Consider the following 24133-nt stretch of genomic DNA (forward strand, 5'->3'; position numbering starts at 1 on the left):
GGTGGGGCCGTGACGGCTGTGGTCGTCGGCGTCGGTCCGCCTACGCAGTGTCTCGGAGTGCGGGCGGCCGTGTCCGCGGTTCGCCCTCGCCCTTACGATGCCCCAACTCCGTCCGTCCACCTCACCCGGAAGGCCACCGCGGAATGCCCGTCTTCAGACGCCGCAAAGGCAACCGTCCCCGCTTGGTGCCCGAACTCGACGACGCCGCGCTGGGGCGGGTCCGGCGGCGCGTCGAGACGTGCTGGGACCGTGGAGCACTCGATACGGCTGTCATGGCCCTGCTGAAGGAGGCGATCGACGAGGCCGGGGAGGACTGGGACCGCAAGGCCCACCGCCTGCGGGTGCTCGCCGGCGCCGCGGGGCGCGGGCTCCCCGGCATCTGGCGGCGGCACAACCCGGACGACCCGTCCGCCCTGCTGCTGCACGCCTGGTCGGACCTGGTCCAGGCCGGCCGGCAGGGCGCCGGCATCGACCTGGACGCCACCCGGGAGACCTGCCGGCGGGCGGCCGAGCTGCTCCCCGCCGACCCCACGCCCTGGACCCTCTACCTGGCCGTACTGCGCCTGGAGCGGCGGCCGTCCGGCGAACTCTCCGCGATCTGGCGGGAGATCAAGTCCCGCGACCCGTGGAACCGCGAGGCCCACCTCCAGGCCCTGGGCTACCTCTCCCCGGACGAGTGCGGCTCCAGCAGCCAGGTGCTGGACCTGCTCGACAGCGTCCGCTCCGCGATGCCGCCCAACGCCCCCGCCGCCGGGCTGGAACTGACCGCCCTGGTCCGCAGCCACCAGCGCGCCATGACGCCCGGCGGGGTGACGGCCCTCGGGGCGGGCGAGTTCTGGCGCCGCCCGGACGCGGTACCCGTACTCGATCACGCGGCGCACTACTGGACGAGCCCCGGCTTCCTCCACCACGCCCAGGCGCTCGCCGACCTCAACGTGCTGGCGTACGCACTGATCAAGGCCGCCCGGCCCGGCGACGCGGCGCAGGCGCTGCGCGCCACCGGCGGGGTGGCGACGCCCTGGCCGTGGAGTGCGGACGGTGAGCCGCTGGAGCGGTTCTCGCACCATTTCGCGCGGGCCGCGGCGTCCGCCTGAGCACAGGCGCAAGTGCGGTTAAGGGCATACATGCGAGCCATAGCCGGAACGAGTGGAATCATGTGCGGTTTCCGGTGTCTCCCGAATGCCCGGTTCTTCCGCAGGGAATCCCCTGCGGGAAGAGCGTTGGGAGACCCGCATGCGCCAGACCGTCAGCCCCGGCCGCGCGGCCGCGCCCGGCGGCCGTCGCACGCTGCTGCTCCTGACGCTGCTGGCCCTGCTGTTCACGGTGCTGACCGCCGCCTTCTCCGATGCGGCACCGGCCGCGGAGGGGAGGTGCCCGGCCGCGGCCGAGGCGCCGGTGGCCACCGGCACCACCGGCCGCCCCTGTGACGCGGCGGCGCACGTCCTGACGCCCTCCGGGGACGACCCGCGCCATCCGGGCAGCGGTTTCCGGCGGCTGTGCCACGCCACGGCCTGCCATCTGCGCCCGCACGCGCCGACCGGACCCGGCGGCAAGGCCGTCCGGGAAGCCGGCGGTCCGGCGTCCCCGGCCACACCGGGGCACGCTGCTTCCCGGGCCCTGCGGCCCGCTGCCCCCGCGGGATCCCTGCCCCAGGTGACCGTGCTGCGCTGCTGAGCGGGCCCGGCCGCGTTCCCGTCCTCCTGCCGTCCTGTGCGCGCAGCCGGTGGGCGGGCGCGGTCTGCCGCCCCTCGCGTCCGCACCCTTTCACCGCAGGAGTTCCGGCATGCCCGCCGACATCTTCGCGGCCCTCGGCGCGCTCGTCCGCGCCGAGGCCGTCCGCAACGCACCCCGTCCCGCACCCCGTTCCACGACCCCCACCGCTGCCGCGCAGCACCCCGAACCGGCGCCGGACCGGCCCCGGGCCGCCCCCGCGGTGCCCGGCCAACCGGCACTGCCCCGGCCCGAGGCGGATGCGGTTCCCGCTGCCGACCCCGGGCCGCCGGGCCCCGCGCAGGCGCGCGGTCCGGCGCCGGGCCCGGTCCCCGTACGGCCGGGCCGGCGCGGGCTGCGGAGGCTGTGGGAACTCGTCCTCGCCGCCCTGCGGCGGCCGCGCTCCGGTTCCCGCCGGGACGGTGGAGCAGCCGGGGGCGGGGGCGCCTCAGGGGCCCGGACCGCGGAGGAGTAGCCGGGGCTCGGACGTCAGCCTCCGCCGTGGAAGCCCGGCCCTCCGTGGTCGCCGTGGAAGCCCGGCCCGCCGTGGTCGTCATCGCCCTCGCCGTGGCCGTTCCCGTCCCGGCGGTGGTCGTGGTCGTGGTCGTCCCTGTCCCCGTCCCCATGGCCGTCGTCATGGCCGTTGTCGTGGCCGTCGCCGTCACCTGGGCCGTCGGGCAGCGGGGGGAGGGGGATGGCGTCGCAGTAGACCACCGGGCCGGGGGTGCCGGGGGGAGTGCCGGGGGCGGGGGGTGGGGCGTCGGGTGGGATGCCTTCGGTCTCGATGACCAGCAGGCGCAGCGGGGAGCCGCGCCCTACGGGCGGGACCGGGACCTGGCCGGTGTAGGACGGGGTCGCGGAGGACTCCGCGTCGATGGAGGTGAGCTCGGTGGTGGTGGCGTCGAGCGTCACCCAGCCGAGGTCCTCGTCGTCGACGAGGTGGTTGCGGCGCTGGAGCGCGGCGGTGATCCGCGGCCGTTGCGATCCGGTCGGGTCCCAGGACGGGCCGGTGACGCTGACCGACAGGGGGTCGCCCGGTCCGACCCGGAGTTCGCGGTCGGGGAGGGTCCGCACGAGGTCGGCGAGGACCACGTGTGAGATCTCGGCTCCTGTGATGGCGTCCGGCTGGTAGCGGACCAGGGCGAGCCGGACGAAGGGCAGGCAGGCGGTCCCGGTGTCCAGCTCCAGGTCGCAGAACCAGCGGCCGCCCGGCTCGTCCGCGTCGAACCGCGGGGTGAAGCCCACCACCGTGACGTCGAGCGTCCCGGACGGCGTGGGCAGGGACAGCGTCCCGGACGGCCGCTCCGCGTTGGTGAACGTGGCCGCGGTCGGGGCCACGACCGGCGCGGACCGGTGGAGGGGGTCGCGGCCCAGCAGGGTGACCCAGGCGTCCCGGAGGGAGGCCGGGTCGCCGCCCGGCGGTTCGCCGAGGACCACGCCGAGCAGTTCGCCGTCCCCGGAGGAGTACCAGGGCCGGTCCAGGTAGACCCGGATGCCGCCGCCGCGCCGGCGGTGGACGAGGGTGCCGGGCGGGCCGCCGAGGGGTTCGAAGGCGAGGGTGGGCACGCAGTACAGCAGCCGCGGCGCGGTGGGCGGGGCGCTGCTCCGCACCACGCGCTCCTGCGCGTCGCCCCGGACGGTCAGCGCGTCGAGGCCGGGTGCGGCGAACTCCGGGGGGAAGGAGTCGGCGAACGCGCTGCCGGCCACCGGGTGGTAGCGCACCGTGCGGTGTTTGGTGTCGCCGAACTCGTGCTTCGGGGGGACGGGCGGGACCGGGACCACCGTGGCGGGGGCGGGCCCGCCGTCGGGGTGGCCGGTACCGCCCGGGGTGCCGGGGCCGGCCCCGGGCTTTGCCTTGGCCTGTTCCCGGGCTTGTTCCTCCGTTGCCCTGGCCTTCGCCTCGGCCGCCTCGGTGTTGAAGTCCAGGCGGCCGTCGCGGAGGACGGCGGGTTCGGCGCCGGGGACGCCGGTGCGGGGCACCTGCCCCGTCAGCAGGCCGAACACCGGGACGGTCAGCTGCTGGGTCCGGCGGCCCGCGGGGCCGTCGTCGGTCACCTCGGTCCACTCGGCGACCAGGTCGATCCGGCCCGTGGTCGCCTCGTCGAGGGTGATGCCGCCGGCCAGGTGCTCGGCGGTGGCGTTGGGGTCACGGGCCGGGCCGGTGCGCGGCAGGTCCAACGCCGGTGCCCGGAGCGGCTGTTGGACGGCGTGCACCAGGGTGAGTTCCCGCCAGGGGGTGAACATCCAGTGCCGGCCCGCTGCCGCCAGCTCCAGCGCGTCGTGGGCCTGCTGCTCCGCCGCGGCCCGGGCGGCCGCCGCGTCGCCGTCCCCGTCGGCCGGTGTGCCGGAGGGGGCGGCCGGTGGCGGGGCGGGTGGCTGCCGGCACCACGAGGCCAGGCCCAGCACGTCCTCCTCGAAGGCGGTCCCGGAGATCCCGGAACACAGCCGGACGGTGGCCACCGCGCCCTTCGGCAGCGCCACGGTCAGCACCCGGGACGCCGCATCGAAGCGGGGCGGTCCGGTGCCCTCGACCAGCCGCAGCCGGAACGAGCGGGGGCGGTGCCAGACCTCGCCGTCCCAGGGGACCGGGAACGGCTCCCCGGGCGGCATGCCCGGCAGGTCCAGCAGCACCGCGCCGGTGGACAACGGGTCCGGGAGGTAGGGGAGTTCGATCTGCTCGCCGGTGTGCAGGGCGAGGTTCGCCGGGTTCCGGGGGTCGGCCGCCGGTGAGGGGACCGGCTCCAGGCGGACGTCCGGCTGCCCGGGGTCGTTGAGCGAGCCGCTTTCCCGGACGGCCAGTTGGTAGACGGAGTCCTGGACGCTCTGGTCGGTGGAGCCGATGGCCGCGTCCAGCAGTCCGTGCCACTCGACGCACCGCAGCGGCGCCTTCGGGGCCACGACGTGCCGTTCGTCGGCGCCCTGGTAGGGGGCGTGCCCGCCCTCGGTGACCAGCGGGGTGCGGTTGAACTCCGCGGCGTACTGCTCGGCCGTCCGCCCGGTGCCGGCGGCGTCGCCGAGACCGGTGGTGGCGGCGCCGTCGGCACCGGGGGCGGGGTCGGTGCGGCAGTCCACCGTGAAGCTGCTCCTGGCGCCGAGTGCGGTCAGCGAGGCGCAGCCGGGGATGCCGTCGGCGGCGTCGCCGGTGAAGCCCTGGTCGCGCTGCTCCTCGGCGTAGGCGGCCCTGGTCCGTTCGCCGAAGACGCCGTCCGCGCCGCCCGGCAGCGGGTGGCCGTGGTCGATGAGCGCCTGCTGGACGATCCGGACGTCCTCGTTGGTCGCGCCGAACCGGACGTGGGCGAGCAGCACCCGCACCGGCGCGGCGGGACCGGGCGTACCGGAACCGGGCGTACCGGGGGCAGGTGTGCCGGTGCCGGGCGTGCCGGGCGTGCCGGGGGCGGGCGCCGGGACCGGGGGCGGGCCCGCGCCGGGGCTGCTGCGGATCACCAACCGGTACGCCGAGGTGCCCTCCCCGAAGGGCAGCCGGGGCGCCACGGCGGGCGCCGGGACGGCCTCGAACCGCTGGAAGACCAGCGTCCCGTCGGCCGGGAGCGCCAGGTCCGGACGGTCCATCAGGGCATCGGCGTCGCTGCCGCGGGGGCCGTTGCCCGCCAGGTCGACGGTGCGCAGCCGCACCCGGTAGCGGTGACCGAACCGCAGTCTGGGCAGCGAGCCGGGGTGGGCGGTGGCCGTGATCTCCAGGGGCAGTGCGGTCTTCGCGTCGTTGGTGACCGGGACGGGCCTGTTGGGGGGCCGGTCCTCCGCCACCGAACCCTCGTCGATGTCCAGCACCAGGCCCGGGCGGTGCGCCGACAGCGACCAGCCGTCCCAGGAGGCCAGGGTCTCCGGCACGGCGACGCTCGGGTCGCCGGAGCCGGGCGGCGGTCCGATCAGGTTGTCCTGGAAGAAGCCCTCGTCGGAGGCGGCGAGCAGCAGCGGTCCGTGCTGCGGCTGCCGGTACTCCACGTCCCGCCGGTGCAGGGAGAGCCACCCCCGCTGGGCGTCGTCCCAGATGTCCATCCGGTGGCCGCGGATCACGTCCTCGGCGAACAGCTCGGGGCCCAGCCCGGGCTGGGCGTCGCCTGCGGCGGCGTCCGCGGGCGACGGGCCAGGGTCCTGGACGCGGGCGCCGCGCCGGGCCAGCTCCCGGGTGAAGGCGTGGTGGTGGTCCGCCGCCGTGGCGAAGTCCGCCCGGAGGCTGTCCAGGCGCCCGTTTTTGACCAGGGAGATCCCGTGGGTCCGCACCGGCGACAGCCCGGTGGCGTCCGGCGGCAGCGACAGCAGCTTGAGCGCGGCACCGTCGAGGTCGACCTGCTCGACGCGGAAGTCCTCCTCGGGCAGGGCCGCCACGCCGCGGGACGGTGCCGCCAGCGGGTCGTCGGCCGTGGCGTTCCGGGCCGTCGGGACGAAGGCCGCGCGGTCGGGGAGGAAGACGTAGCGGGTGCGGGCCGGGACGTCGTGCGAGTCCTTCCCCAGCGCGGACGTCCAGTGGGGGACGACGGCAAGGAACTGCTCGCCCGAGGAGACGGGGAGCCGGTCGGCCGGCAGCAGGAAGTCCAGGACCAGGCCGAGGTGCCGGAGCAGTGGGGGGTGGTCGCCGAGCAGGGTGAGCATGTGGTGGAAGTCGGGCTCCGGCAGATCGGGCGGCGCGGGCGGAGTGGTCTGGCCGTGGGCGAACTTGAGGCTGCCGGGGAGGCGGTGGAAGTCGCGCAGCTCGGCCAGCGCCCCCGGCATCTCGGCGCCGCCCGCGGCGGCCGCGGTCGCGGTGCCCGGCGCCAGGCCGCGCAGCGTGTGCAGCATCCCGCCCGTCGGGGGCGGCGCCTCGGGCGATTCCCTGGCCACCGTGGCGTAGGCGGTCCGGGTGGCGGTGCTGACGTCCTTGACCGAGTAGGTGCGGTGGGTCTGCTGCGCGGGGTCGTCGAAGACGTAGGGCGTCACCGGGGTCTTCGGGTGGAACAGGCTCGTCCACGACGCCGTGGCGGGGGGCGGGGCCTGCGCCGTCAGCGGGCCGGGGAAGGGGGAGGCCGCGGGGGTGGCGCCCCGGCCGGTCAGGAAGGTGAACGTGGCGTCCTTGATCCGGTCGGGCCAGGCCAGGAAGTCGGGGAACCGCTCCAGGACGGTGCCGCTCGACTCGCCGGGCGTCACCAGCCGGGGGGCGAGGAAGACCGCGACGTGGGCCTGGGTTCCGTCGGCGGTCAAACCGTTCGGCAGGGCGATCCAGTTCAGGTGCTGTTCAGGCGCCATGGCCGTCTCCCACGGGGGCCGGGGCCGGGGTCGGGGCGAACGTCGCGCAGTACGCGCGCCAGTGGTCCGGGTGCACGCACGCGGCGAAGGTCGGGTCGCCCGGAGCGCCGGAGAAGCTCCGCTCCAGGGTGAGGTCGACGGACTTGCTGAAGAAGGCGATCCGCACGCTGACCGTGAGGGTGCCCCGGCCGCGGATCACCGACTGGTGGTCGTGCTTCTCGTAGCTGAGCTCCAGGTAGAACTCCACGCACACCGTGACGATGCCCAGCACGGACAGGAAGCCGTTGCACCGCAGGTATCCGGACAGCGACACGTCGTCGTCGGCGTAGGTGAAGCGGACGCCCGCCATGATCGAGACCCCGCCGCTGGCGACCCCGAGGTTGAGCGCCACACTGCCGCCGAATTCGAGGGCGCCCTCGATCTCCTCGACCCCGTCGGCCCCGAGCTGGAGGGCGCAGTAGCCGCCGCCTCCGAGGGCGGAGACGGTGATGCCGAAGGGGTGCTCCCGCTCGGAGACGGAGAAGCGGAACGAGACCGGGCGGTTGTCGAACGGGATCGTCAGCGCGGCGTTCAGCGCCACGCCGGAGAGGGTGAACATGCCCAGTGGGAGCGCCGGGAGTTCGAGGCCGTAGCCCGCGCTGATCCCGGACGGCTGGACGTCCAGGAACGCGCCCTTGCCGAAGACGTCGGAGGGCAGGGCGCTGCGCAGGGTGTTGATGAACTCCAGCGCGCCGCTGAACTTCAGTTCCACACCGTCGGCGGTGACCTGCGGTTTGGTGCCCACGCCGGTGGTGAAGTGCAACTCCTTGAACTCCACGCGGGCGATCCCGGCGAAGTCCAGGGCGAAGGTGCTGAGCTTGCCCTCGACGGTGGTGCGGGCGGCGTCGGCGGAGCGGACCGTGCGGGCGTCCAGGACCAGCGAGGCGGCGGAGACGTCCAGGAAGTCGTGCGGGTCCTTCTTGCCGTCCGCCGTCGTCGGCTGGGCCAGCGCGGGCTTCCACACGTAGCGCAGTTCCTTGCCGTCCGGTACGTCGCGGATCCGCAGGACGGGGGCCGGCAGCACCCCGCCCGCGGGGCCCAGGAGGTCGCTGATCGCCTTGTCGTCGAGGTGCCGCAGGGAGTCGAGGCTTTCCTTGGTGAGGGGCTTGAGGAACCTTCCGAGGTCGATGAAGCCGAGCAGCTTCGCCCTGCTGAAGGCCGCCTGGAGGTCGCCCAGCCCGGCCGCGCCGGTGACCTCGCCGGTGGTGGGGTCCGTGGCGCAGACGTCGGGGGTGACGCCGGCCTGGCTGGTGATCGTGCGGACCGCGGCGTTGGGACTGGCGAGTCCGCCGGTCTGCTGCGCGGCGAAGGTGAGACCGACCGGGTCCACCAGGTCCAGGTAGCCGCCCGCCGGATGCTTGGCCATGGTCTGCTTGAGGTAGGTGGCGTTGAACACCACCGCCTGGTCCCCGCCGTGCGGGGTGAACTGTTCCAGGGCGGGCACGCGGACCGCCGCGGCCGCCACGTGCGGCAGGCCGACGGTGCGGCCGGCCCCGCCGTCGAGCGGGCCGAAACCGAAGGTCAGGGTGGTGACCGCATGACTGGTGCTGCCGGCGGCACCGGCCGGTGGCTCCGCCATGGCCATCACCTGGCCGCCCAGGGCGCGTTGGGTGCGCTGGACCAGCAGGGCCGCCTGCGCCGGATCGGGGGCGAGCGCGGCCGGCGGGTTGTAGAGGTCCCGCAGCTGCTGGTCCGGGTTCTCGGCGTCGTCGGGGAGGAAGACCTGCGGCATGGTGAAGCTGACCGTCCGGCCCTCGGCGTCCGTGCCGATGAAGGAGAACGCGAAGTCCGCCCCGGTGTCCAGGAGTTGCACCCAGAACGCCTTGGCCGGCGCGGCGTGGCCGTCCTTCGGCAGGTGCGGCTGGATCAGCGGCGTCACCCGGTCGGTGATGCGCAGCGAGCGGAACGGCATCTCCCGCCCGTCGTGGACGTATCCGCTGCCCGAGCCGTAGTCGACCACCGGCCGCTTGATCACCAGGTATTCCTGGGTCTGGAGGCAGGCGACGATCCCGTCGTCGGGGCGTGCGGCGAACACCCGCCGGGTCTCCAGGACGTCGAGGGACTCGTGGCCGGTGGCCAGGCGGCCGCGCCGGACGACCCGGATGTACTGGTCCCGGCCCAGGCCCGTGATGTGGTCGTACCCCGCCAGCGTCGGGAAGTGCCGGCCGGCCTGTTCGTACCGTTCCTTGTCGTCCCTCGGCGGCGCCTCCCACGCCCCGTGCAGATGGGCCGAGCAGCCCATCGGCGTGACGAGGAACTGCTCGGCGTGCAGGGGCGCGGTGGGGACGTCGAGCGGCAGGCTGCCGGGCGGGACGGGCACTTCGGTCCGGCTGGTGAGGGTGACCAGGTCCGCGAGGGTGTCGTCCTGGATCGGGCTGCGCGCGAACAGCGCGGGCCGGCCCCCGGCCGTGGCGATCGCCCGCAGCAGGAGGTCGCCGTCGCGCTGGCCGAGCAGCCGGGCGTGCCACAACGGCGCGCGGCCGCCGCCGGGTTGCGGGCCGGGCGCGGTCCGCCAGTGCACCGGCTCGTCGTAGGTGAGCAGCAGCCGCGCCGGGAACTCGATCACGGTGCGGGCGATGCCCTGGAAGACCGTCGTACCGGGGGTGTCCGGGGTCGCAAGGCCCACCGGGACGGTCATCGGGACCAGCCGCGCCCAGTCGAGCAGCGACGCGAGCGTCAGGTCCAGGCTGTCCAGGGCGGGCGGGACCGAGAAGGCCAGCAGGCTGGGGTCGGCGGCGAACGCCGCCAGGGGCGCGAGCGCGCCGGTGACGGTGTTCAGCGGCGGGGGGATGTCCTCGCGCACATGCTGCGGCGGCAGACCGATCAGGACCAGCGCGGGGGCGGCCGGGTCGCGCTTGACCAGGTGGCGGCCGTCGAGACGCAGGTTGACCAGGGTGATGTCGAGGAGGAGCAGGTCCGCGGGGCGCACCACCCGGAACGGGCCCTCGGCGGTGTCCTCCTCGTGCGGCCCGGTGTCCGGCGGCCCGTCGTCGCCGGGGCGGTGGCCCGGGTGCGGCCCGTGGGGCCCGTGGGGCCCGTGGGCCGGCCCGCCGAACCGCCCGCCGAACCCGCCCCCGAACCCGCCGCCGAAGTCGTCCCCCTGCTCACCCCCCTGTTCCCGCGGCGGCCCGGCGGCCGGTGCGGTGGCCCCGGTGCGGGGGCGGGCCGGGCTGCGGTCGGTGTGGAACGGCATGGCGCACGCCTTTCGATCACGGGATGCCGAGGAAGTTCAGCAGCGTCCGGCGCACCAGGAACGCCATCGCGTTGTGGCGGTCGTTGAGGTTGAGCAGGTTCTGCCAGCAGACCAGGAACTGCTGGCCGCTGGCGTCGTGCGAGAGGACGGTCGCCTCGGAGGCCACCGTGCTGCCGGCGGGGCTGTTGAGCGGCCCCAGACCGATCTTGGAATGGGTGAGGGTGAATCCCGCGCCGAGGCCGTCGATACCCTGCCGGGCGCCCGTCGTCAGGAAGGAGGCGTCGCCGACGGACTGGGCCTCGGCCAGCAGGTCCCGCATGTCCCCGGCGATCCCGTCCACGCTGCGCGCGTCCAGCGTCGCGCCCTCGATGAGCAGGGCGAGCAGGCGCGTCATATCGATCGTGGTGGTCGCCTGGGCCGAGGGGCCGTCGTTCACCGAGGGCACCCGTACCGCGGGGAACGCGCCGGTGAACGTCCCGGCCAGCCAGATGCCCTGGTTGGTGTTCGGATCGAACAGCCCGGCCCTGGCCAGCAGCCCGTTGATCCAGCTGTAGCCGAGTGCCTGGATGGTGGCGGATGCCTGGTTGTTGTCGCTGGGCACGATCATGCCCTGCATATGCGCCGTGAAGGCCGGGTTGAACGCCATCAGGCAGCCGCCGCTGGCCAGTGCCTGGGGTGTGTCGAAGATCGTCGGATACTTGGGCACCCGCATGGGCTGGGTGATCCCCGGTTCGGTCCGGAAGCGCGGCGCGGACGCGACGATGTCGGTGTCGAACGCGGATTGCAGACCGGTGAACACCACGCTTCCGGTGCAGTCGCCCGCGGAGGTCGCGAAGTCCGCGGCGCTCTGCCGCAGTTCGAAGCCCGCCAGCATGGCCGCCATCTTCAGCAGGCTGCCGGAGAAGTGCATCTCGGTGTCGCGGAAACCCGCGTAGGCGAAGGACGGTGAGGTGCCGGTCGGGTTCTGCACCGCCGCCACCGACAGCGGGCAGTTGACGTGCACGCCGGCCGCCGGGAACGCCGTCGCGGTCAGTGCCTGGGCGGCGGTGAGCGCCGCGGCCATCCCGGCGTCGCGGGTCAGCAGGTCCGGGAACGGATCCGGGAAGAGCATGCCGGTTACCTCCTCCGGCCGGCAGGTTTCTCAGGCTTGCGCCATCGCCTGGGCGGACAGCGCGTCGCAGACCGCGTCGAGGTGCGAGGTGGTGCCCTCCGCCGGGTTGGCGCCGCTGGAGGTGGGGGCGGTGACGCCCGCCAGCGGGTCGTCGGTGCGCGGTCGGTCCAGGGTGAGGACGTCCCCGAGGCCCGGGGCGGCCGCATCGCGCCGGGTGAGCGGGGCCAGGCCCCAGCGCTGCTCGACCGTCTTGAGCAGCGAGGTGTGGTCCAGCGGTGTGCCGCCCCCGGCCCGGAACACGGTCTGCGGCGCGATCAGCGGCGAGACCAGCACGGTCGGCACCCGGACCCCGAACCGGCCGAAGTCGAAGCCGAACTGGCCGGCCGCGTCGTCCGGCGGGACCGCACCGGACGGCGGCGGCACGTGGTCGTAGCAGCCCCCGTGCTCGTCGTAGGTGAGGACCAGCAGCGTGCTGTCCCAGTCGGGGCCGTTGCGCAGGGCGGTGTAGACCCGCAGCATCAGCTGCTCGCCGGCGGCGACGTCGTAGTTGGGGTGCTGACTGTTGCCGGACGGCGACCAGCTGGGCTCCAGGAAGATGAAGCCCTGCGGCAGGGTGCCGTGCGCGGCCGCGGCTGCGAAGTCGGCGAAGGTGCCGAAGTGGCGCGGGTCGGCCCGTACGGTGTCGGGGAAGTCGTTCCTGGTCAGCTGCTTGCCGTCGCTGTAGACCGCCCAGCCGACCGGGTCGGGGTCGTGCTGGTCCAGCAGTCCGAAGATGCTGGGGAAGTCGAACGGCGGGATGCCGTGCTGCTGGTGGTCGTCCATCCGGCCGCGGCTGGTGCCGGCGAGGGCGAACGCCCGGTTGGGCAGCGTCATGGTGGGCACCGAGCTGTACCAGTGGTCGCAGACCGCGAAGCCGCGGGCCAGTCCGGACAGCACCGGCAGCGTCTCCGGGGTGAAGCAGCCCATGATGTTCGCCGGCGCGGTACCGGGATAGATCGGCTCCTGCTTCTGCGCGTCGTACCGCAGGGCGTCGGCGAAGCTGCTGACGAAGCCGTCCATGGGCGGCTCCGCCGCGGGCGGGGGCGGGGACGGGTCGCCGAACAGCTGGCTGTTGGTCGGCAGGTACCCCTCCCGGGGGTTGGCGCCCGGCATGAAGTACGCGTCGGGGGTGTTCGGGTCGATGCGGAAGACCGTCACCGCACCGTCGCTCCCGGGTACGCTCTCCGTCCCCGTCAGCCCCTCGAAGGGCTGACCGGACGGCGTCCGCCGGCCCGGGTACAGGAACCCCAGCAGGTGGTCGAACGAGCGGTTCTCCTGCATCAGGACCACGAGGTGGGTGATCCGGTCCAGTTGTGTGGTGTCCGGCATGAGACACCTCCCGGCGGAATCCCTGGGACGAGGGCGTGCACGGCGAGGGCGGCGGGGCGGCCCCGCCGCCGGGCGCTCAGACCAGCCGCCAGGCGACGGCGTACGGCTGGGCGAACTGCGTGATCCGGTGCGCCCGGACCACCACCTGGACCTCCCCGCCGGGCACGCCCTCCCAGCGGACCTGCTCGACGTTGTTGACGCGGTCGAAGCCGCTGTCGGTGCCCATGTTCCCGTGGCGTTCCTGGCCCCCGGCCCGGACGATCAGGTCCAGGTCGTTCTGGAGGGCCGGGCCCGGCGGGTCGGACCACACCAGCGTGGCCTTCAGCCCGTGGCCGCCCTCCGGCACCGTGAGGGTGAACGTGCGTTCCGCGTCCTGCTCCAGGGCGTCCGCGTCGGTGCAGCCCGCGTGGTCGGTGCCGGGCAGGACGATGGCGTTCTCCAGGTTGACCAGGCCGAATCCCGAATTGTTGTTGGGGGAGGGGCCCGCCTCGGACGGGTCGTACTGGCCGGGCAGATCGTCCGCGCCGTTGATCAGCAACGCCTTCAGCAGCGCGGCACTGGGATCCGGGGTGCCGTTCTTCACCAGCGTCTCGCGCAGCACCGCCACACAGCCGGCGACCAGCGGCGTGGCCATGCTCGTACCGCTGTCGAAGAAGAACGCCGGGTCGTCGGAGACCCCGAAGACCGTGCTGAACTTCGCCGCCCGGGAGTGCGTCGAGAGGATCGACGTGCCCGGCGCGACGAGATCCGGCTTGGTCCGGCCCTCCTGGGTGGGGCCCCGGCTGCTGAACGCCGCCATCCCGGCCGGGTTGTCCGCCTGCCGGTCGTCGTGGATCGGGTTGACGGGGAACGAGGTCGCGCTCAACTGGCCGTAGGTCAGCGGGATCTCCGGACGTTCGCTCTCGCTCGCGCCCACCGTGATGCAGTTCTTCGCACAGGCCGGGCCGCTGACCGATGCCTGGCTGATCCGGCCGGCCTGGTCCTGGTCGCGGCCCGCGTTGCCGGCGGCGAAGCAGATCACCAGGTTCTTGTGGTCCCACACCATCTGATCGATCTCCGCCGACTGCTCGTTGTAGGGCACACCCGGCCGGATCGGCCCCCACGAGTTGGTGTGGACCCGCGCCCCGTCCTGGGTGTACGGCGGGCCGAACAAGTCCTGGAGATCCGCCGGGATGCCGCTGAGCGCACCGTTGTCGTCCAGCAGCGACTGGAGGACGAGGGTGGCCTTGGGCGCCGTACCGGCGACGGGGCCGCCCATGGTCTCGGAGTTCCCGTCACCGAGCACCGACCCCGAGACGTGCGTGCCGTGGCCGTCCGGGTCGTCGGCCCGGTCGGGCCCGGTGCGCCCCAGGGCGATCAGCCGTGCGACGCGGCCCCGGAACGCCGGGTGGACGTCCTCCGGCGAACCGAGGTCCAGCCCGGTGTCGGCGACCGCCACGACCTGGCCCGCCCCGGCGAACTCCGTGCCGTCGAGGGCGATCCGGGCGTGCAGCAGCTTCCCGGCGACCGCGTTGCAGAGCCCCATCTCGGGGACTTCCTCGATGTGCCGGATCTCGTCCAGGGAGGTCAGGGCCGGCAGCGCCTCCTCCGGGATCGTCATCCGGACCTTGCGCCGGCCGGCCTGGATGTCCCCGGTCCCCACCCCGCCGGCCTCGGCGACCCGCTCCTGCACCGCGCCGGCGCCCGGGTCCACGTCCTGATGCAGGACGACGTCCACCGTGCGGCTGCGCGGTTTGAGCACCTCCAGCGGGTCGGCCAGTACGGCGACCCCCGGCCGGAGCCGGCCCGACCGCAGGGAGGGAGCGAGCTTGAACCCCTTGAGGTACACGTCCGCCCAGGCGACGAAGTCGAGCGCGCGTACGGCCGCCAGGTCCGAGGGCCGGTAGCCGCACAGATAGGTACTTTCCGGTACGTACTCGTGGATGACCACCCCCAGTTCCGCCAGGCGCGCCTTCTCCTCGGCGGACGGCACATGGGTGGTCTGCACCAGCAGATAATTTGATGCCGAAGCATCCTCGGAGACCAGCGAGGCGCCGGCCAGCTCCTGGGACTGGACCAACGGGTCAACAGTCACGCCGTTGATGGTGATGCGAGCCACGCCCATCTCCCGAAGTCGCACAGATATCAGTGGCTGCCTTTTCTCACTATATAGGCCGAATGGGGGAAAGGCGCATCCGTGCCCTCGGCGTGTGCGGGCACCGTCCGCCGCGCCCGGCGGCGAACGGTTGAGGCGTCAACTGCCGGGAAGACAGGCCGGGTAGGGGCCGGGAGAGGGGGCGGGCACCCGTCGTCCGCGGCACGTCACGGGTGCATCCGGGCGCCCTTCGCCACCTTGTCCACCGCGTTCCGCGGCCCGTACACGGCCAGGCCCACGAGGTCCAGCCGGTCGCGCGGGACGGCCCGTACCGCCGCCCGGTTGTCCCGGTCGTTGCCCGTGGCGAACAGGTCGGAGGTGAACACCGACCGGGGGAGCGCCCGGGACAGGGCCCGGCCGTGCGCGGCGGTCAGCGTCTCCTTGCCCGCCTCGAAGACCAGCACGGGCTGCCGGAACATCGGCAGGTACGCGGTGTCGTCCGCGTCGGCGTACGGTGCGCCGATCACCTCGGGGAGCTCCGTCCCCAGCCCGCTCACCAGGAACGCGGTCACGTTCAGCCGCTGCCAGGGCGCCAGGTCGTCCCGCAGCAGCACGGCGATCTTGGTGTCGAAACGTACCGGGGTGTGCTCAGTCACTGTCATGGCACCAGGCTGCCGACCGGCCCGCCGCGGCGTCTTGTACGTTCTTTGCATGGTCGCCCGGCAGCAGGTCTCCGCATGGCGCCCGAGGGTCCCGGGCGTCGTGGAGGTCTTCCACGCCCACTTCACCGCACACGCCTACCCCCTGCACGTCCACGCCGTGTGGACCCTGCTGATCGTGGACGACGGCGCGGTCCGCTACGACCTGGACCGCCACGAGCGCGGCACCCCGCACGACACGGTCTCCCTGCTCCCGCCGCACGTACCGCACAACGGGTCCCCCGCCACCGCGCACGGCTTCCGCAAACGGGTCCTCTACCTGGACCGCTCGCAGCTGGACGAGAGCTACATCGGGCCCGCGGTGGACGGCCCCGACCTGGCCGACCCCCTGCTGCGCCGGCGCGTGGGGCAGCTGCACACCGCACTGGCCCACCCCGGCGACGAACTGGAGGCCGAGAGCCGGCTCGCGCTCATCGGCGAGCAGCTGCGCGCCCACCTGCGGCCCCGGCTCGCCCCCGGCCCCCGCCGGGCACCGCGCGGCCTGGCGCACGCCCTGCGGGAACTCCTCGACGCCCGGCTGCGGCAGGGCGTGACCCTGGACGAGGCGGCCGGCCTGCTGCACGCCCACCCCACGCATCTGGTACGGGCGTTCAGCGCCGCCTTCGGCATCGCCCCGCACCAGTACCTGACGGCCCGCCGGGTCGAGCGGGCGCGCGGCCTCCTGCTGGACGGCCGGCCGCCGACCGCGGTGGCGGCCGAGGCCGGCTTCTACGACCAGCCGCATCTGACCCGCCACTTCACACGCCTGGTGGGCGTCACCCCCGGCCGCTACGCCCGCACGGGAGCCGCCCGCGGCCGCGGGCCCGGGAGCTGACCCGCGCTCCACCCTCAACCCCCCACCCGGGCAACGGGGTTTGGGCACGAGCGCCGCACCCGCCGGTGCGCTACCGCTCCGGCCGGTGTCCGGCGGGCGGCGGCTCCGCCTCGCCGCGGATGTCGGCGAGGACGGCGCGGGCCCAGTCGGCGGGGGACCGGTCGCCGAGGAGGGCGGCCGCCCGCGCGCTGTGGGCCGCTCGCCGGTGGGGCGGCAGGGTCAGCGCCCGGTGGAGGGTGGCGACCAGGTCCTGCGGGGAGTGCGGGTCGGTGAGCAGGGCCGCGGCGCCGAGCTGTTCGGCCGCACCGGCGTGGCGGGACAGCACCAGCACGCCGGGCCGGCCGGTGGCGGCGCGGGCGGCGAGGTACTCCTTGGCGGTGAGGTTCATCCCGTCGGCCAGGGAGGTCACCCAGAACACCTCGGCGGCCAGGTAGTGGTCGACGACCCGGGCGAACGGCAGAGCCTGCGGCAGGTAGTCGATCGGCTCCCAACCACCCTTGCGCCAGCGGGAGTTGATGTCTCGCACGGCCGCTTCGAGCGCGTCGCGGGTGGCGTCGTGGGCCCGGATGCCCGGTTCCGGCGGCGGGCACACCAGGCGGAAGCGGAGCCGCCCGCGCAGCGCCGGTTCGCGGGCCAGCAGCGCGTCGACGGCGCGGACCTTGTGGACGGGCGCCTTGGCGTAGTCCAGCCGCTCCACGGACAGCACCAGCCGATACCCCTCGTCCGCGGTCCCCGGCCGGGCACGGGCCCCGGCCCGCGCGCGGGCCAGCGCGGCGACCGCCTCCCGGTCGATGCCCAGCGGATGCACGCCGGTGCGCGGGACGCGGGACGCACCGGCGAACAGGGCCCGGAAGTGGCCGGCGGAGGCCGCGGTGTGGAAACCCGCCCAGTCCAGCCGGGCCAGCGAACCGCACAGCTGCGCCGCGTCCGGGAGCCGGCGGGAAGACGTCCGGGGCGGGGAACGGGGTGTGGTGGAACAGCCCGACGCGCAGATCGGGCCGCCGCGCCTTGAGGAGGCCGGGGACGAGCCAGAGGTTGTAGTCGTGCAGCCAGACCGTCGCGCCCGGTGCGGCGTGGGCGCCGAGGTGTGCGGCGAAGGCGGCGTTGACGGCCTCGTAGTCCGCCCAGTGGTCCGCGGCACGCCGGATCAGCTGCGGATGGGACATCAGCGCCGGCCACAGCGTCTCCTTGCAGGCACCGTGGAAGTAACCGGCCCACCGCTCGGCCGGCAGGGGCAGCAGCGCCAGCGGCAGCCCCGTCGCGGCCGCCGCCCCCGCGGCCTGCCCGCCGTCCCCGACGAGCGCGGCCGCCCAGAGCGCGTCCGGGCCGCCCGCCCGGTCGCCGAGGACCGCGGTCAGCGTCGGCAGGATCCCGTTCGGACTGGCCGGCCGGCGCCAGCGCCCGTGCGACCACCGGACCGGCGGCCGGTGGTAGCCGATCACCACCGGCGCGGTGCGCCGCACCCACCCCAGGCGCTCCAGCGCGTCGAGGATCGCGTCGGCGCCGTCCAGCGCGGGCCGGTGCACCAGCGCAGAGTCCGGGACCCGGTCCAGGAGCGCGGGTTCGGCGTTGCCCATGATCACGCCGTGCGCGCCGAGGCGGAACAGCGACAGGTCGTTGAGGGAGTCGCCGGCCACCAGCAGACCGGTGAGCGGCCACTGGAGCTTGTCGGCCAGGAGCCGCACCGCCTGGCCCTTCCCGGCGTGCGGCGGCAGTACGTCGAAGTAGCGCCCGGCGGAATACGTCCAGGAGCAGCCCAGCCGCTCCACCGCCCCGGTCAGCTCCGGGGTCAGCTCGCCGGGGGCCAGGAAGAACGAACACCGGCCGTCCTGCACGACGCCGTCCTGGTGGACGAGGCCGGGAAAGCCGCGCAGCGCCGCCCGGACGCGGTCGGCCCCGGGCCAGCCGGCCCGCAGTTCCGCTTCGAGCGCGTCGACGTGCGCCATCCCGGCACCGTCGAGGACGCCGGCGCCGACATCCGCGATGATCCAGCGCGGTACGGGCAGCAACGGGTCCCGCGCCAACCGGGTCCGCACCGACGCCGCGCCGCGGCCGGTCGCGAAGACCACGGTGATCTCCGGATGCCGGTCCAGGGCCCGCCGCAACCGCCGCCGCGCCGCCTCGCCGCCGCCGAGCAGCGTCCCGTCCAGATCGGCGACCAGCACCCGCACGCCCCGGCCCGGCGGCTCCGCCGCCACGGCGCCGCCGGCTTCGGCGCGGCCCGCTGCGGGATCGTCAGCTCCGCCGGGGGCCGCCCGGCAGCCCTCCGCCCCGCAGTCAGCTGTCCCGGTACGGTGCTCCCCGCAGTGCTCCGCCTCGGTGTGGTGCTCCCCGGAGTGATCCACTCCGGTGTGGTCCGCCGCCCCATCGGACAAGCCAGCTCCCCTGCCGCCGGTGAAATGCCGTATCGAGCCGTACGCGGTGCGCCCGGCCCGGACCGGCGGACGGGCCGGCCGGCGCCGCGCCCGCGGCCGGTGGCGGCGGTCGTGCCGCCACTCCTGGCCGCCTGCCGGACGCGGCGCTCATGAGCCATGCGGGAACTGTAGGCGGACGCCCGGCGCGGTCCCCCGGCATTGCGGCGGCCTGGCCGAAACTCGCCGCCACCGTGGCGCACGCCTGCCGCCGGAACCGCCGGACCGCGCCCCGGCGGTCCCAACCGCCCCTGGCCGCCACGCAGTTCACCGCTCTCGTCAGGCAGGGTGAAGGTGAAGGGGAAGGGGAGCGGCGTGGCGGTACGCCGGCGGCACGCCCCCGCCGCGCGCTCAGACCTCGTCGCGCTGGGCCATCAACGTCCGCAGCAGCCCCGGGAAGGCGCCGTCGAACTCGCCCGTCACCCGCGCACCCGCCCGTCCCCCTGCCGTCGCCGGGCGGCGCCTTCCCGCCCTCGGACGACAGCCATCGAACTTCAGGTGCGGCGGTGACCCGGGGGCGGACCGCCCCCGGGTCACTCGCGCCCGGTATCGATCACGCAGAAGCGGTTGCCCTCGGGGTCGGCGAGCACGATGAAGTCCGCGTCGTCCGGATAGCGGTCCCAGGCGACCCGCCGGGCGCCCAGGGACACCAGGCGCTCGACCTCGGCCGCCTGGTCGGCGGCGTTCCCGGCGTACAGGTCCAGGTGGACCCGCGGGTATTCCTGGACGGGCGAGCGGCTGCGGCCGAGCGACACCTGAACTCCGGTGCCGTCCCTCGGCACCAGTACCACCCAGTCGTCCGCGCTCTCCTCGCGCGGGACGTAATCCAGCGCCGCCGTCCAGAACGCGGCCGCCCGGCGTACGTCCGCCACGCCCAGTACCACCGAACCGACACTCAGCATGCGCCGAGTCTGCCGCACCCCGCGGCGAGCCGGCTACCGGTTCTGCGCCCACCACACGGCGAGGCCGATGACACCGGTGCCGCAGGCGTAGGACGCGCCGCGCAAGAAGTTGGTGGCCACGAGCCGGCCGTAGCGGCGCCACGGTTTGCGGAAGCGACCGGATGTCGGCGGACGTCCCTCCACAGTCGTCATAGGAACCCCTCTCGTACACGCGAAGAACAGCGGTTCCACAGGGGGAGCCCCGACGGGCCGGGACCCGTCGGCCTGGCGGCTGGATCGGGCTCCCTTGCGTTGCCCACGAGTCTACGAGGTTGTGCGTTTGTGAAGGTGGAGGTGGCCCGGCGGGTCCTGACAAAATGTCATGTTCAGTAAGTCGGATGCAGGGACCCGGTCACAGCACCCGGTCGGCGCGGGGCAGGCGGCGGACGGCGTAGGCCACGGCCCAGCAGGCCGGCAGCGCGACCACCGCGACCAGGGCGAACTTCGCCGCGGCCGGGGCGTGCAGCCAGCGGAAGGCGTAGCCGAGCCCGACCAGCACCGGTGCGTGCAGCACATAGACCGCGAAGGCGTGCCGCGACAGGAACGCCGTCCGGCGGCCCTGGCGGTTGAGGCGTTCGCGGAACAGCACGGTCAGCGCGATGACCATGCTCACCGCGAAGGTCGACTCCCAGGCTGCGGCGGCCAGTGACTGCCAGGTGCCGTACCCGTCGAGCGCCCGGTCCGGCGCGGTCAGGACCACGGGGAGGTAGGCGAGCGTCGCGAGGCCCGCGACGGCGAACCCCAGGCGCCCGGCGCGGCGGGACAGGGTCTGCGCCCAGCCGCGGCGGTGGGCCAGGACGCCGACGGCGAAGAAGCTCGCGTACTGCATCAGGAAGCTGGGCGTCGGCAGCCCGAGGAAGGGCACGTAGGCGCCGTTCGGCACCACGAGGCGCCAGGCATACGTGGCGAGGACGAGCCCGGCCGTGAACAGGGCGATGGTGCGGGCGCGCAGCGGCCGGGGCGGCAGCGGGGCGGCGGTCCCGGTGGCGGGCCCGGTCAGGGCCCGGCGGGCCCGCAGGCGGCGCACCAGCACGTACAACAGGGCGAAGACCAGCAGGACTTCGACGAACCACAGCGGACCCGCGTCCCAGCTCAACAGGTAGTACAGCCAGTAGGGCAGCGCGTCGCCGCGCTCGGCGAACACGGCCTTGGTGTGGAGGTATCCGCCGATGCCCGCCAGCGGGCGGAGCAGCAGCAGGAAGAGCAGCAGCGGTACGCCGAGCCGCTTGAGGCGGTCGTGCAGGAAGGCGCCGGGGCCCTTGCGCTCGTACGAGGCCGGGGTGAAATACCCGGCGATCATGAAGAAGAACCCCATGAAGAACGCCTGGTTGGCCATCACGAAGAGGTCCAGGACCAGCCCGGATCCGTCCTTCGCGGGCTCGGTGTAGTACCAGACCGGGATGTTGCCGTAGGTGACGGCCGTGTGGTGCAGCACCACCAGGGCCGTCAGGGCGATCCGCAGGTTGTCGAGGTAGTGCAGGCGCGGGCGCGTGGTCGGCGCCGCGGTGCCGTGGGGCGCCGTGCCGCGCCCGAGGTGGTGTGCCACCGGTGTCTGTCCCCCGTTTCGTGTGGTGGTCCGTCGTCCCGCCGCGCTTGGCGTCAGGAAAGGGCCGGGTGGTGGTCGTCCGGGCCGCCGTCGGCCCGGTCGTCGTCCGGGTGCTGGGCCCGGGTCGCGTGCCAGAAGAGGTCGACGAGTTCGCGGGCGTGCGCCGCCAGGTCGTGTTCCGGGTGCGTGCTCCAGTACGCGAACATGTGGTCGATGGCGGCCTGGAGGCTCACCGCCATCACCCGGGCATCGAACGCCCGCAGTTCCCCGCTGCGCTGGCCCGCCCGGAACACGTCCTCGACGTGGGCGTAGAGCGGCTCGCTGGAGGCGATGCCGTAGCGCAGCTCGCCGTCATCGGTGCGGAAGTGCGTGAAGATCTCGCCCAGCGCGGCGAGTTGGGACCGGTGGTCGGCCATGTGCGCGGCGATCGAGCCGATGTAGACGCGCAGCCAGGCAGCCGCACCGGTCTGTCCCGCGAGCCGTGACTGGACGAAGCTGCCCAGCGCCTCGTAGACCTGCTCGACGGTCCGCTCGATCAGCTCGTTCTTCCCCGCGAAGTGATACGAGATCACTCCTTTGCTCACCCCGGCCCGTTGGGCGATCTGTGCCATCGACGCCTTCGCGAACCCCCGTTCCGCAATGACCTCGATGGCCGCTTCGATGATCTGGGCCCGGCGCACCTTCTCGATGAGTGAACGCTCCGGCTCGGGCGCCGCCTTGCCGCTGCCCGGGCCACCGGTTCCCTCGTCGGGCTGGCCGCCCGGACCATTTTCTGACCGCATGGCCAGAAATTTAGCCGACCGGCCAAACACTGTCCAGGCGGGTGTGAATGCGGGTGTGAATGCACAGGTGAATGCGGGGTTGCATGCCGGGTTGCATGCGGGTGGGAAAGCGGGTTGTGGGCGGGGAGTGGCCGCGTCAGCGGGTCGTCGCGAGGTTCCCGACGTCGCGACGGGCCGTCACGCGCAGCAGCGGAACGAGCGTCGCGACGGCGAACAGGCCGAAGAGGGTGAGGGCCGTCACTCCCAGACCGCGGTGGCCGGATCGACGCCGTGCGCCTCGGCGTTGGCGAAGAACACCGCGCGGAGCCAGACCGCCAGGCCCGGTGCCAGCGCGTCGTAGTACTCGGCGTACCCGGGATCGTCCACGAACAGCCGCCCCAGGCATGCCTGCATGGCGTGCGTGCAGTCGAAATACGTCGCCATCAGGGCGCGGTGGCGCTCCGCCAGGGCGTTGGCCTCCGCCGAGCCGGGGGCGACGCCCGCGCGGCAGGCGGCGGCGAGGTCGGAGTTGAGGGTGTGGGTGGTGGCGGCGACGTCCCTCCAGTCCTCGGGGGACAGGGCCGCGGCCCGCTCGGCGTACTGGGCCCACTGGGTGCTGCCGCCCCAGCGCTCCTCGGCCTCCGCCACCCGGGCGGGCTCCCAGTCGGCACCGAAGATCTCCACCTGTTCGCCGGGCGTCAGCCGGATCCCGGAGTTGGTCGCCGCCAGCATGCGGTCGACGGCGTCGACCATCTTCTCCATGCGGGTGATGCGCTCGACGAGTTGGGCGCGCTGCCGCCGCAGGTGGTCGCGGGCGTCGGCCTCCGGGTCGTCCAGCAGCCGGCCGATCTCGGCGAGCGGCAGCCCCAGCTCGCGGTAGACCAGCACCCGGTGGATCCGGGCGATGTCCTCGTCCGAGTACACCCGGTACCCGGCCCACGTCCGGCCGCCAGGGCGCACCAGCCCGATCGCGTCCCAGTGGTGCAGCGTCTTCACGCTGACCCCGACGAGCGTCGCCGTCCGGCCCACCGTCAGCCCCTCGGCCCCGCTCGGCCCGGCACCTTCCTCACCACCGCGCGGGAGCGCTTCCCGCGCGCCGTCACCCTCGTTCGTCACCGTGCCAGTCTCCCAGCACGCTCCCCTCGGCACGGCACGGCACGGCACGGCACGGCACAGCGGCGCAGCCGGGGACGGCGCTGCTCCGCTGCCGGGATCCGCGGCCGGCCCGCGCCATGGTGTGATGGGGCGGTGAACAGCGCAGTGGAAGAGACCAACCGCCGGATGCTGCGGGCCCGTGACGCGATGGACCGCGCCTACGCCCAGCCCCTGGACGTCCCGGCGCTGGCCCGGATCGCCCATGTGTCACCGGCGCACTTCACCCGCACCTTCCGGGCCACGTTCGGCGAGACCCCGCACCGCTATCTCCAGCGGCGGCGGGTCGAGCGGGCGATGTTCCTGCTGCGGGAGACCGACCGCAGCGTCACGGACATCTGCCTGGAGGTCGGCTTCGGCAGCCTGGGGACGTTCAGCCGCACGTTCCGCGAGATCGTCGGCCGGTCACCGCGGACGTACCGCAAGGAGGCGGTGTCCGCCGGAGTGCCGACCTGCTTCACGATGGCCTGGACGCGCCCGAGCGCCTGAACGGCGGCCCCCGCCCGGCCCTGGTGGCACGCCGGTGCACACCGAGCAGTTTTGGATAAGTTTTCGGCCGCCCAGCCCAGTAATGTCATCCCCATGTTCAACGCCATCACGCACTCGCAGATATACGTCCTCGACCAGGACGAGGCCCTCGACTTCTACGTCGGCAAGCTCGGCCTGGAGGTCGCCGCCGATGTCGACATGGGCTTCATGCGCTGGCTGGCCGTCAGCGTTCCCGGTCACCCCGAGCGCCAGATCCTGCTGGAGAAGCCGGGAGCCCCGGCGATGTCCGAGGAGACCGCGCGGCAGGTCCGCGAATTGGTCACCAAGGGCGCCATGGGCGGCTGGCTGATCCTGACCACGGAAGACTGCCGCAAGACCTACGAAACGCTGCTCGCGCAGGGCGTCGAGTTCACCGAGGAGCCCACCGAGCGCCCGTACGGCATCGACTGCGGACTGCGCGACCCCTTCGGCAACCGCCTCCGCTTCACCGAGCCGCGCGCCTGAGGCGGGGACGGGGCGCCGCCGGGCCGGCGCCCCTCCGCACCGGCGCCCGGCCCCGGCCGC

The 24133-nt window shown here is 74.2% G+C and carries 18 protein-coding genes and 1 pseudogene; 6 read left to right on the forward strand and 13 right to left on the reverse strand.

Translation table 11 applies throughout. The features are described 5' to 3' along the window. Positions 1-185 precede the first annotated feature (185 nt). From MUU72_RS04005 to MUU72_RS04015, 3 genes are all read left to right on the forward strand, one after another. Complete coding sequence (locus MUU72_RS04005) at positions 186-1094, forward strand: hypothetical protein (RefSeq protein ID WP_248011856.1); 909 nt, start codon at positions 186-188, stop codon at positions 1092-1094. 139 nt (positions 1095-1233) lie between these two features. Next, positions 1234-1674 carry a hypothetical protein gene (locus MUU72_RS04010; RefSeq protein ID WP_248011698.1) on the forward strand — a complete coding sequence of 147 codons (441 nt, stop codon included), beginning with the start codon at positions 1234-1236 and terminating at the stop codon, positions 1672-1674. Between the two features lie 109 nt (positions 1675-1783). Beyond that, positions 1784-2185 carry a hypothetical protein gene (locus tag MUU72_RS04015; RefSeq protein WP_248011699.1) on the forward strand — a complete coding sequence of 134 codons (402 nt, stop codon included), beginning with the start codon at positions 1784-1786 and terminating at the stop codon, positions 2183-2185. A gap of 14 nt (positions 2186-2199) precedes the next feature. On the opposite strand, the gene MUU72_RS04020 is transcribed toward MUU72_RS04015, so the two are convergent. The 6 genes from MUU72_RS04020 to MUU72_RS04045 all read right to left on the reverse strand — a co-directional run bounded on the left by MUU72_RS04020 (position 2200) and on the right by MUU72_RS04045 (position 15398). Next, a complete protein-coding gene (locus MUU72_RS04020; RefSeq protein ID WP_248011700.1) occupies positions 2200-6951 on the reverse strand; it encodes a peptidoglycan-binding domain-containing protein in 4752 nt (1583 codons plus the stop codon). Next, on the reverse strand, positions 6941-10183 hold the full coding sequence (locus MUU72_RS04025; protein WP_248011701.1) for a hypothetical protein: 3243 nt from the start codon (positions 10181-10183) through the stop codon (positions 6941-6943). Before MUU72_RS04025 ends, MUU72_RS04020 begins: the two co-directional genes overlap by 11 nt. A 16-nt stretch (positions 10184-10199) precedes the next feature. Continuing rightward, the gene (locus MUU72_RS04030) at positions 10200-11294 is read right to left on the reverse strand and encodes a hypothetical protein (protein WP_248011702.1); all 1095 of its coding nucleotides are present in this window, start codon (positions 11292-11294) and stop codon (positions 10200-10202) included. 30 nt (positions 11295-11324) lie between these two features. Then, positions 11325-12662, reverse strand: a complete 1338-nt coding sequence (locus MUU72_RS04035; RefSeq protein WP_248011703.1) for an alkaline phosphatase family protein — start codon at positions 12660-12662, stop codon at positions 11325-11327. Between the two features lie 76 nt (positions 12663-12738). Then, on the reverse strand, positions 12739-14760 hold the full coding sequence (locus MUU72_RS04040) for a S8 family serine peptidase (protein ID WP_248011704.1): 2022 nt from the start codon (positions 14758-14760) through the stop codon (positions 12739-12741). 203 nt (positions 14761-14963) lie between these two features. After that, the gene (locus MUU72_RS04045; RefSeq protein WP_248011705.1) at positions 14964-15398 is read right to left on the reverse strand and encodes a DUF2000 domain-containing protein; all 435 of its coding nucleotides are present in this window, start codon (positions 15396-15398) and stop codon (positions 14964-14966) included. Positions 15399-15447: 49 nt separating this feature from the next. Here MUU72_RS04045 and MUU72_RS04050 point away from each other — a divergent pair, with 49 nt between their 5' ends. Continuing rightward, positions 15448-16269, forward strand: coding sequence for a helix-turn-helix transcriptional regulator (locus MUU72_RS04050; RefSeq protein WP_248011706.1), 822 nt, complete (start codon positions 15448-15450; stop codon positions 16267-16269). A 70-nt stretch (positions 16270-16339) separates the two neighbouring features. On the opposite strand, the gene MUU72_RS04055 is transcribed toward MUU72_RS04050, so the two are convergent. The 7 genes and pseudogenes from MUU72_RS04055 to MUU72_RS04085 all read right to left on the reverse strand — a co-directional run bounded on the left by MUU72_RS04055 (position 16340) and on the right by MUU72_RS04085 (position 23044). After that, positions 16340-17077, reverse strand: coding sequence for a trehalose-6-phosphate synthase (locus MUU72_RS04055; RefSeq protein ID WP_248011707.1), 738 nt, complete (start codon positions 17075-17077; stop codon positions 16340-16342). Positions 17078-17252: 175 nt separating this feature from the next. Then, positions 17253-18614, reverse strand: a pseudogene (locus MUU72_RS04060) (HAD family hydrolase); the annotation flags it as partial. A gap of 599 nt (positions 18615-19213) precedes the next feature. Continuing rightward, positions 19214-19582, reverse strand: a complete 369-nt coding sequence (locus tag MUU72_RS04065) for a VOC family protein (RefSeq protein ID WP_248011708.1) — start codon at positions 19580-19582, stop codon at positions 19214-19216. Between the two features lie 33 nt (positions 19583-19615). Next, positions 19616-19774: a hypothetical protein gene (locus MUU72_RS04070; protein ID WP_248011709.1), complete on the reverse strand. Its 159-nt coding sequence runs from the start codon at positions 19772-19774 to the stop codon at positions 19616-19618. 199 nt (positions 19775-19973) lie between these two features. After that, positions 19974-21167 (reverse strand): acyltransferase family protein, encoded by a 1194-nt coding sequence (locus tag MUU72_RS04075; RefSeq protein ID WP_248011710.1) that lies wholly within the window; start codon positions 21165-21167, stop codon positions 19974-19976. Positions 21168-21220: 53 nt separating this feature from the next. Continuing rightward, positions 21221-21949, reverse strand: coding sequence for a TetR/AcrR family transcriptional regulator (locus MUU72_RS04080; protein ID WP_248011711.1), 729 nt, complete (start codon positions 21947-21949; stop codon positions 21221-21223). A gap of 237 nt (positions 21950-22186) precedes the next feature. After that, entirely contained in the window at positions 22187-23044 is an 858-nt protein-coding gene (locus MUU72_RS04085) for a MerR family transcriptional regulator (RefSeq protein WP_372502975.1), read from the reverse strand. A 165-nt stretch (positions 23045-23209) separates the two neighbouring features. Between MUU72_RS04085 and MUU72_RS04090 the strand changes: the two genes are divergently transcribed. Together MUU72_RS04090 and MUU72_RS04095 are read left to right on the forward strand one after the other, a co-directional pair. Then, entirely contained in the window at positions 23210-23569 is a 360-nt protein-coding gene (locus tag MUU72_RS04090; RefSeq protein ID WP_282503658.1) for a helix-turn-helix domain-containing protein, read from the forward strand. A gap of 93 nt (positions 23570-23662) precedes the next feature. Continuing rightward, positions 23663-24073, forward strand: a complete 411-nt coding sequence (locus MUU72_RS04095; RefSeq protein WP_248011713.1) for a VOC family protein — start codon at positions 23663-23665, stop codon at positions 24071-24073. Positions 24074-24133 lie beyond the last annotated feature (60 nt).

It is taken from the genome of Streptomyces rhizoryzae (genome assembly GCF_023155275.1).
Classification (GTDB): Bacteria; Actinomycetota; Actinomycetes; order Streptomycetales; family Streptomycetaceae; genus Streptomyces; species Streptomyces rhizoryzae.

Coding starts and splice junctions, on each gene's coding strand:
- MUU72_RS04010 (WP_248011698.1), top strand. CDS start 1,234: ATGCGCCAGACCGTCAGCCCCGGCCGCGCGGCCGCGCCCGGCGGCCGT.
- MUU72_RS04015 (WP_248011699.1), top strand. CDS start 1,784: ATGCCCGCCGACATCTTCGCGGCCCTCGGCGCGCTCGTCCGCGCCGAG.
- MUU72_RS04020 (WP_248011700.1), bottom strand. CDS start 6,951: ATGGCGCCTGAACAGCACCTGAACTGGATCGCCCTGCCGAACGGTTTG.
- MUU72_RS04025 (WP_248011701.1), bottom strand. CDS start 10,183: ATGCCGTTCCACACCGACCGCAGCCCGGCCCGCCCCCGCACCGGGGCC.
- MUU72_RS04030 (WP_248011702.1), bottom strand. CDS start 11,294: ATGCTCTTCCCGGATCCGTTCCCGGACCTGCTGACCCGCGACGCCGGG.
- MUU72_RS04035 (WP_248011703.1), bottom strand. CDS start 12,662: ATGCCGGACACCACACAACTGGACCGGATCACCCACCTCGTGGTCCTG.
- MUU72_RS04045 (WP_248011705.1), bottom strand. CDS start 15,398: ATGACAGTGACTGAGCACACCCCGGTACGTTTCGACACCAAGATCGCC.
- MUU72_RS04050 (WP_248011706.1), top strand. CDS start 15,448: ATGGTCGCCCGGCAGCAGGTCTCCGCATGGCGCCCGAGGGTCCCGGGC.
- MUU72_RS04065 (WP_248011708.1), bottom strand. CDS start 19,582: ATGCTGAGTGTCGGTTCGGTGGTACTGGGCGTGGCGGACGTACGCCGG.
- MUU72_RS04070 (WP_248011709.1), bottom strand. CDS start 19,774: ATGACGACTGTGGAGGGACGTCCGCCGACATCCGGTCGCTTCCGCAAA.
- MUU72_RS04080 (WP_248011711.1), bottom strand. CDS start 21,949: ATGCGGTCAGAAAATGGTCCGGGCGGCCAGCCCGACGAGGGAACCGGT.
- MUU72_RS04090 (WP_282503658.1), top strand. CDS start 23,210: ATGCTGCGGGCCCGTGACGCGATGGACCGCGCCTACGCCCAGCCCCTG.
- MUU72_RS04095 (WP_248011713.1), top strand. CDS start 23,663: ATGTTCAACGCCATCACGCACTCGCAGATATACGTCCTCGACCAGGAC.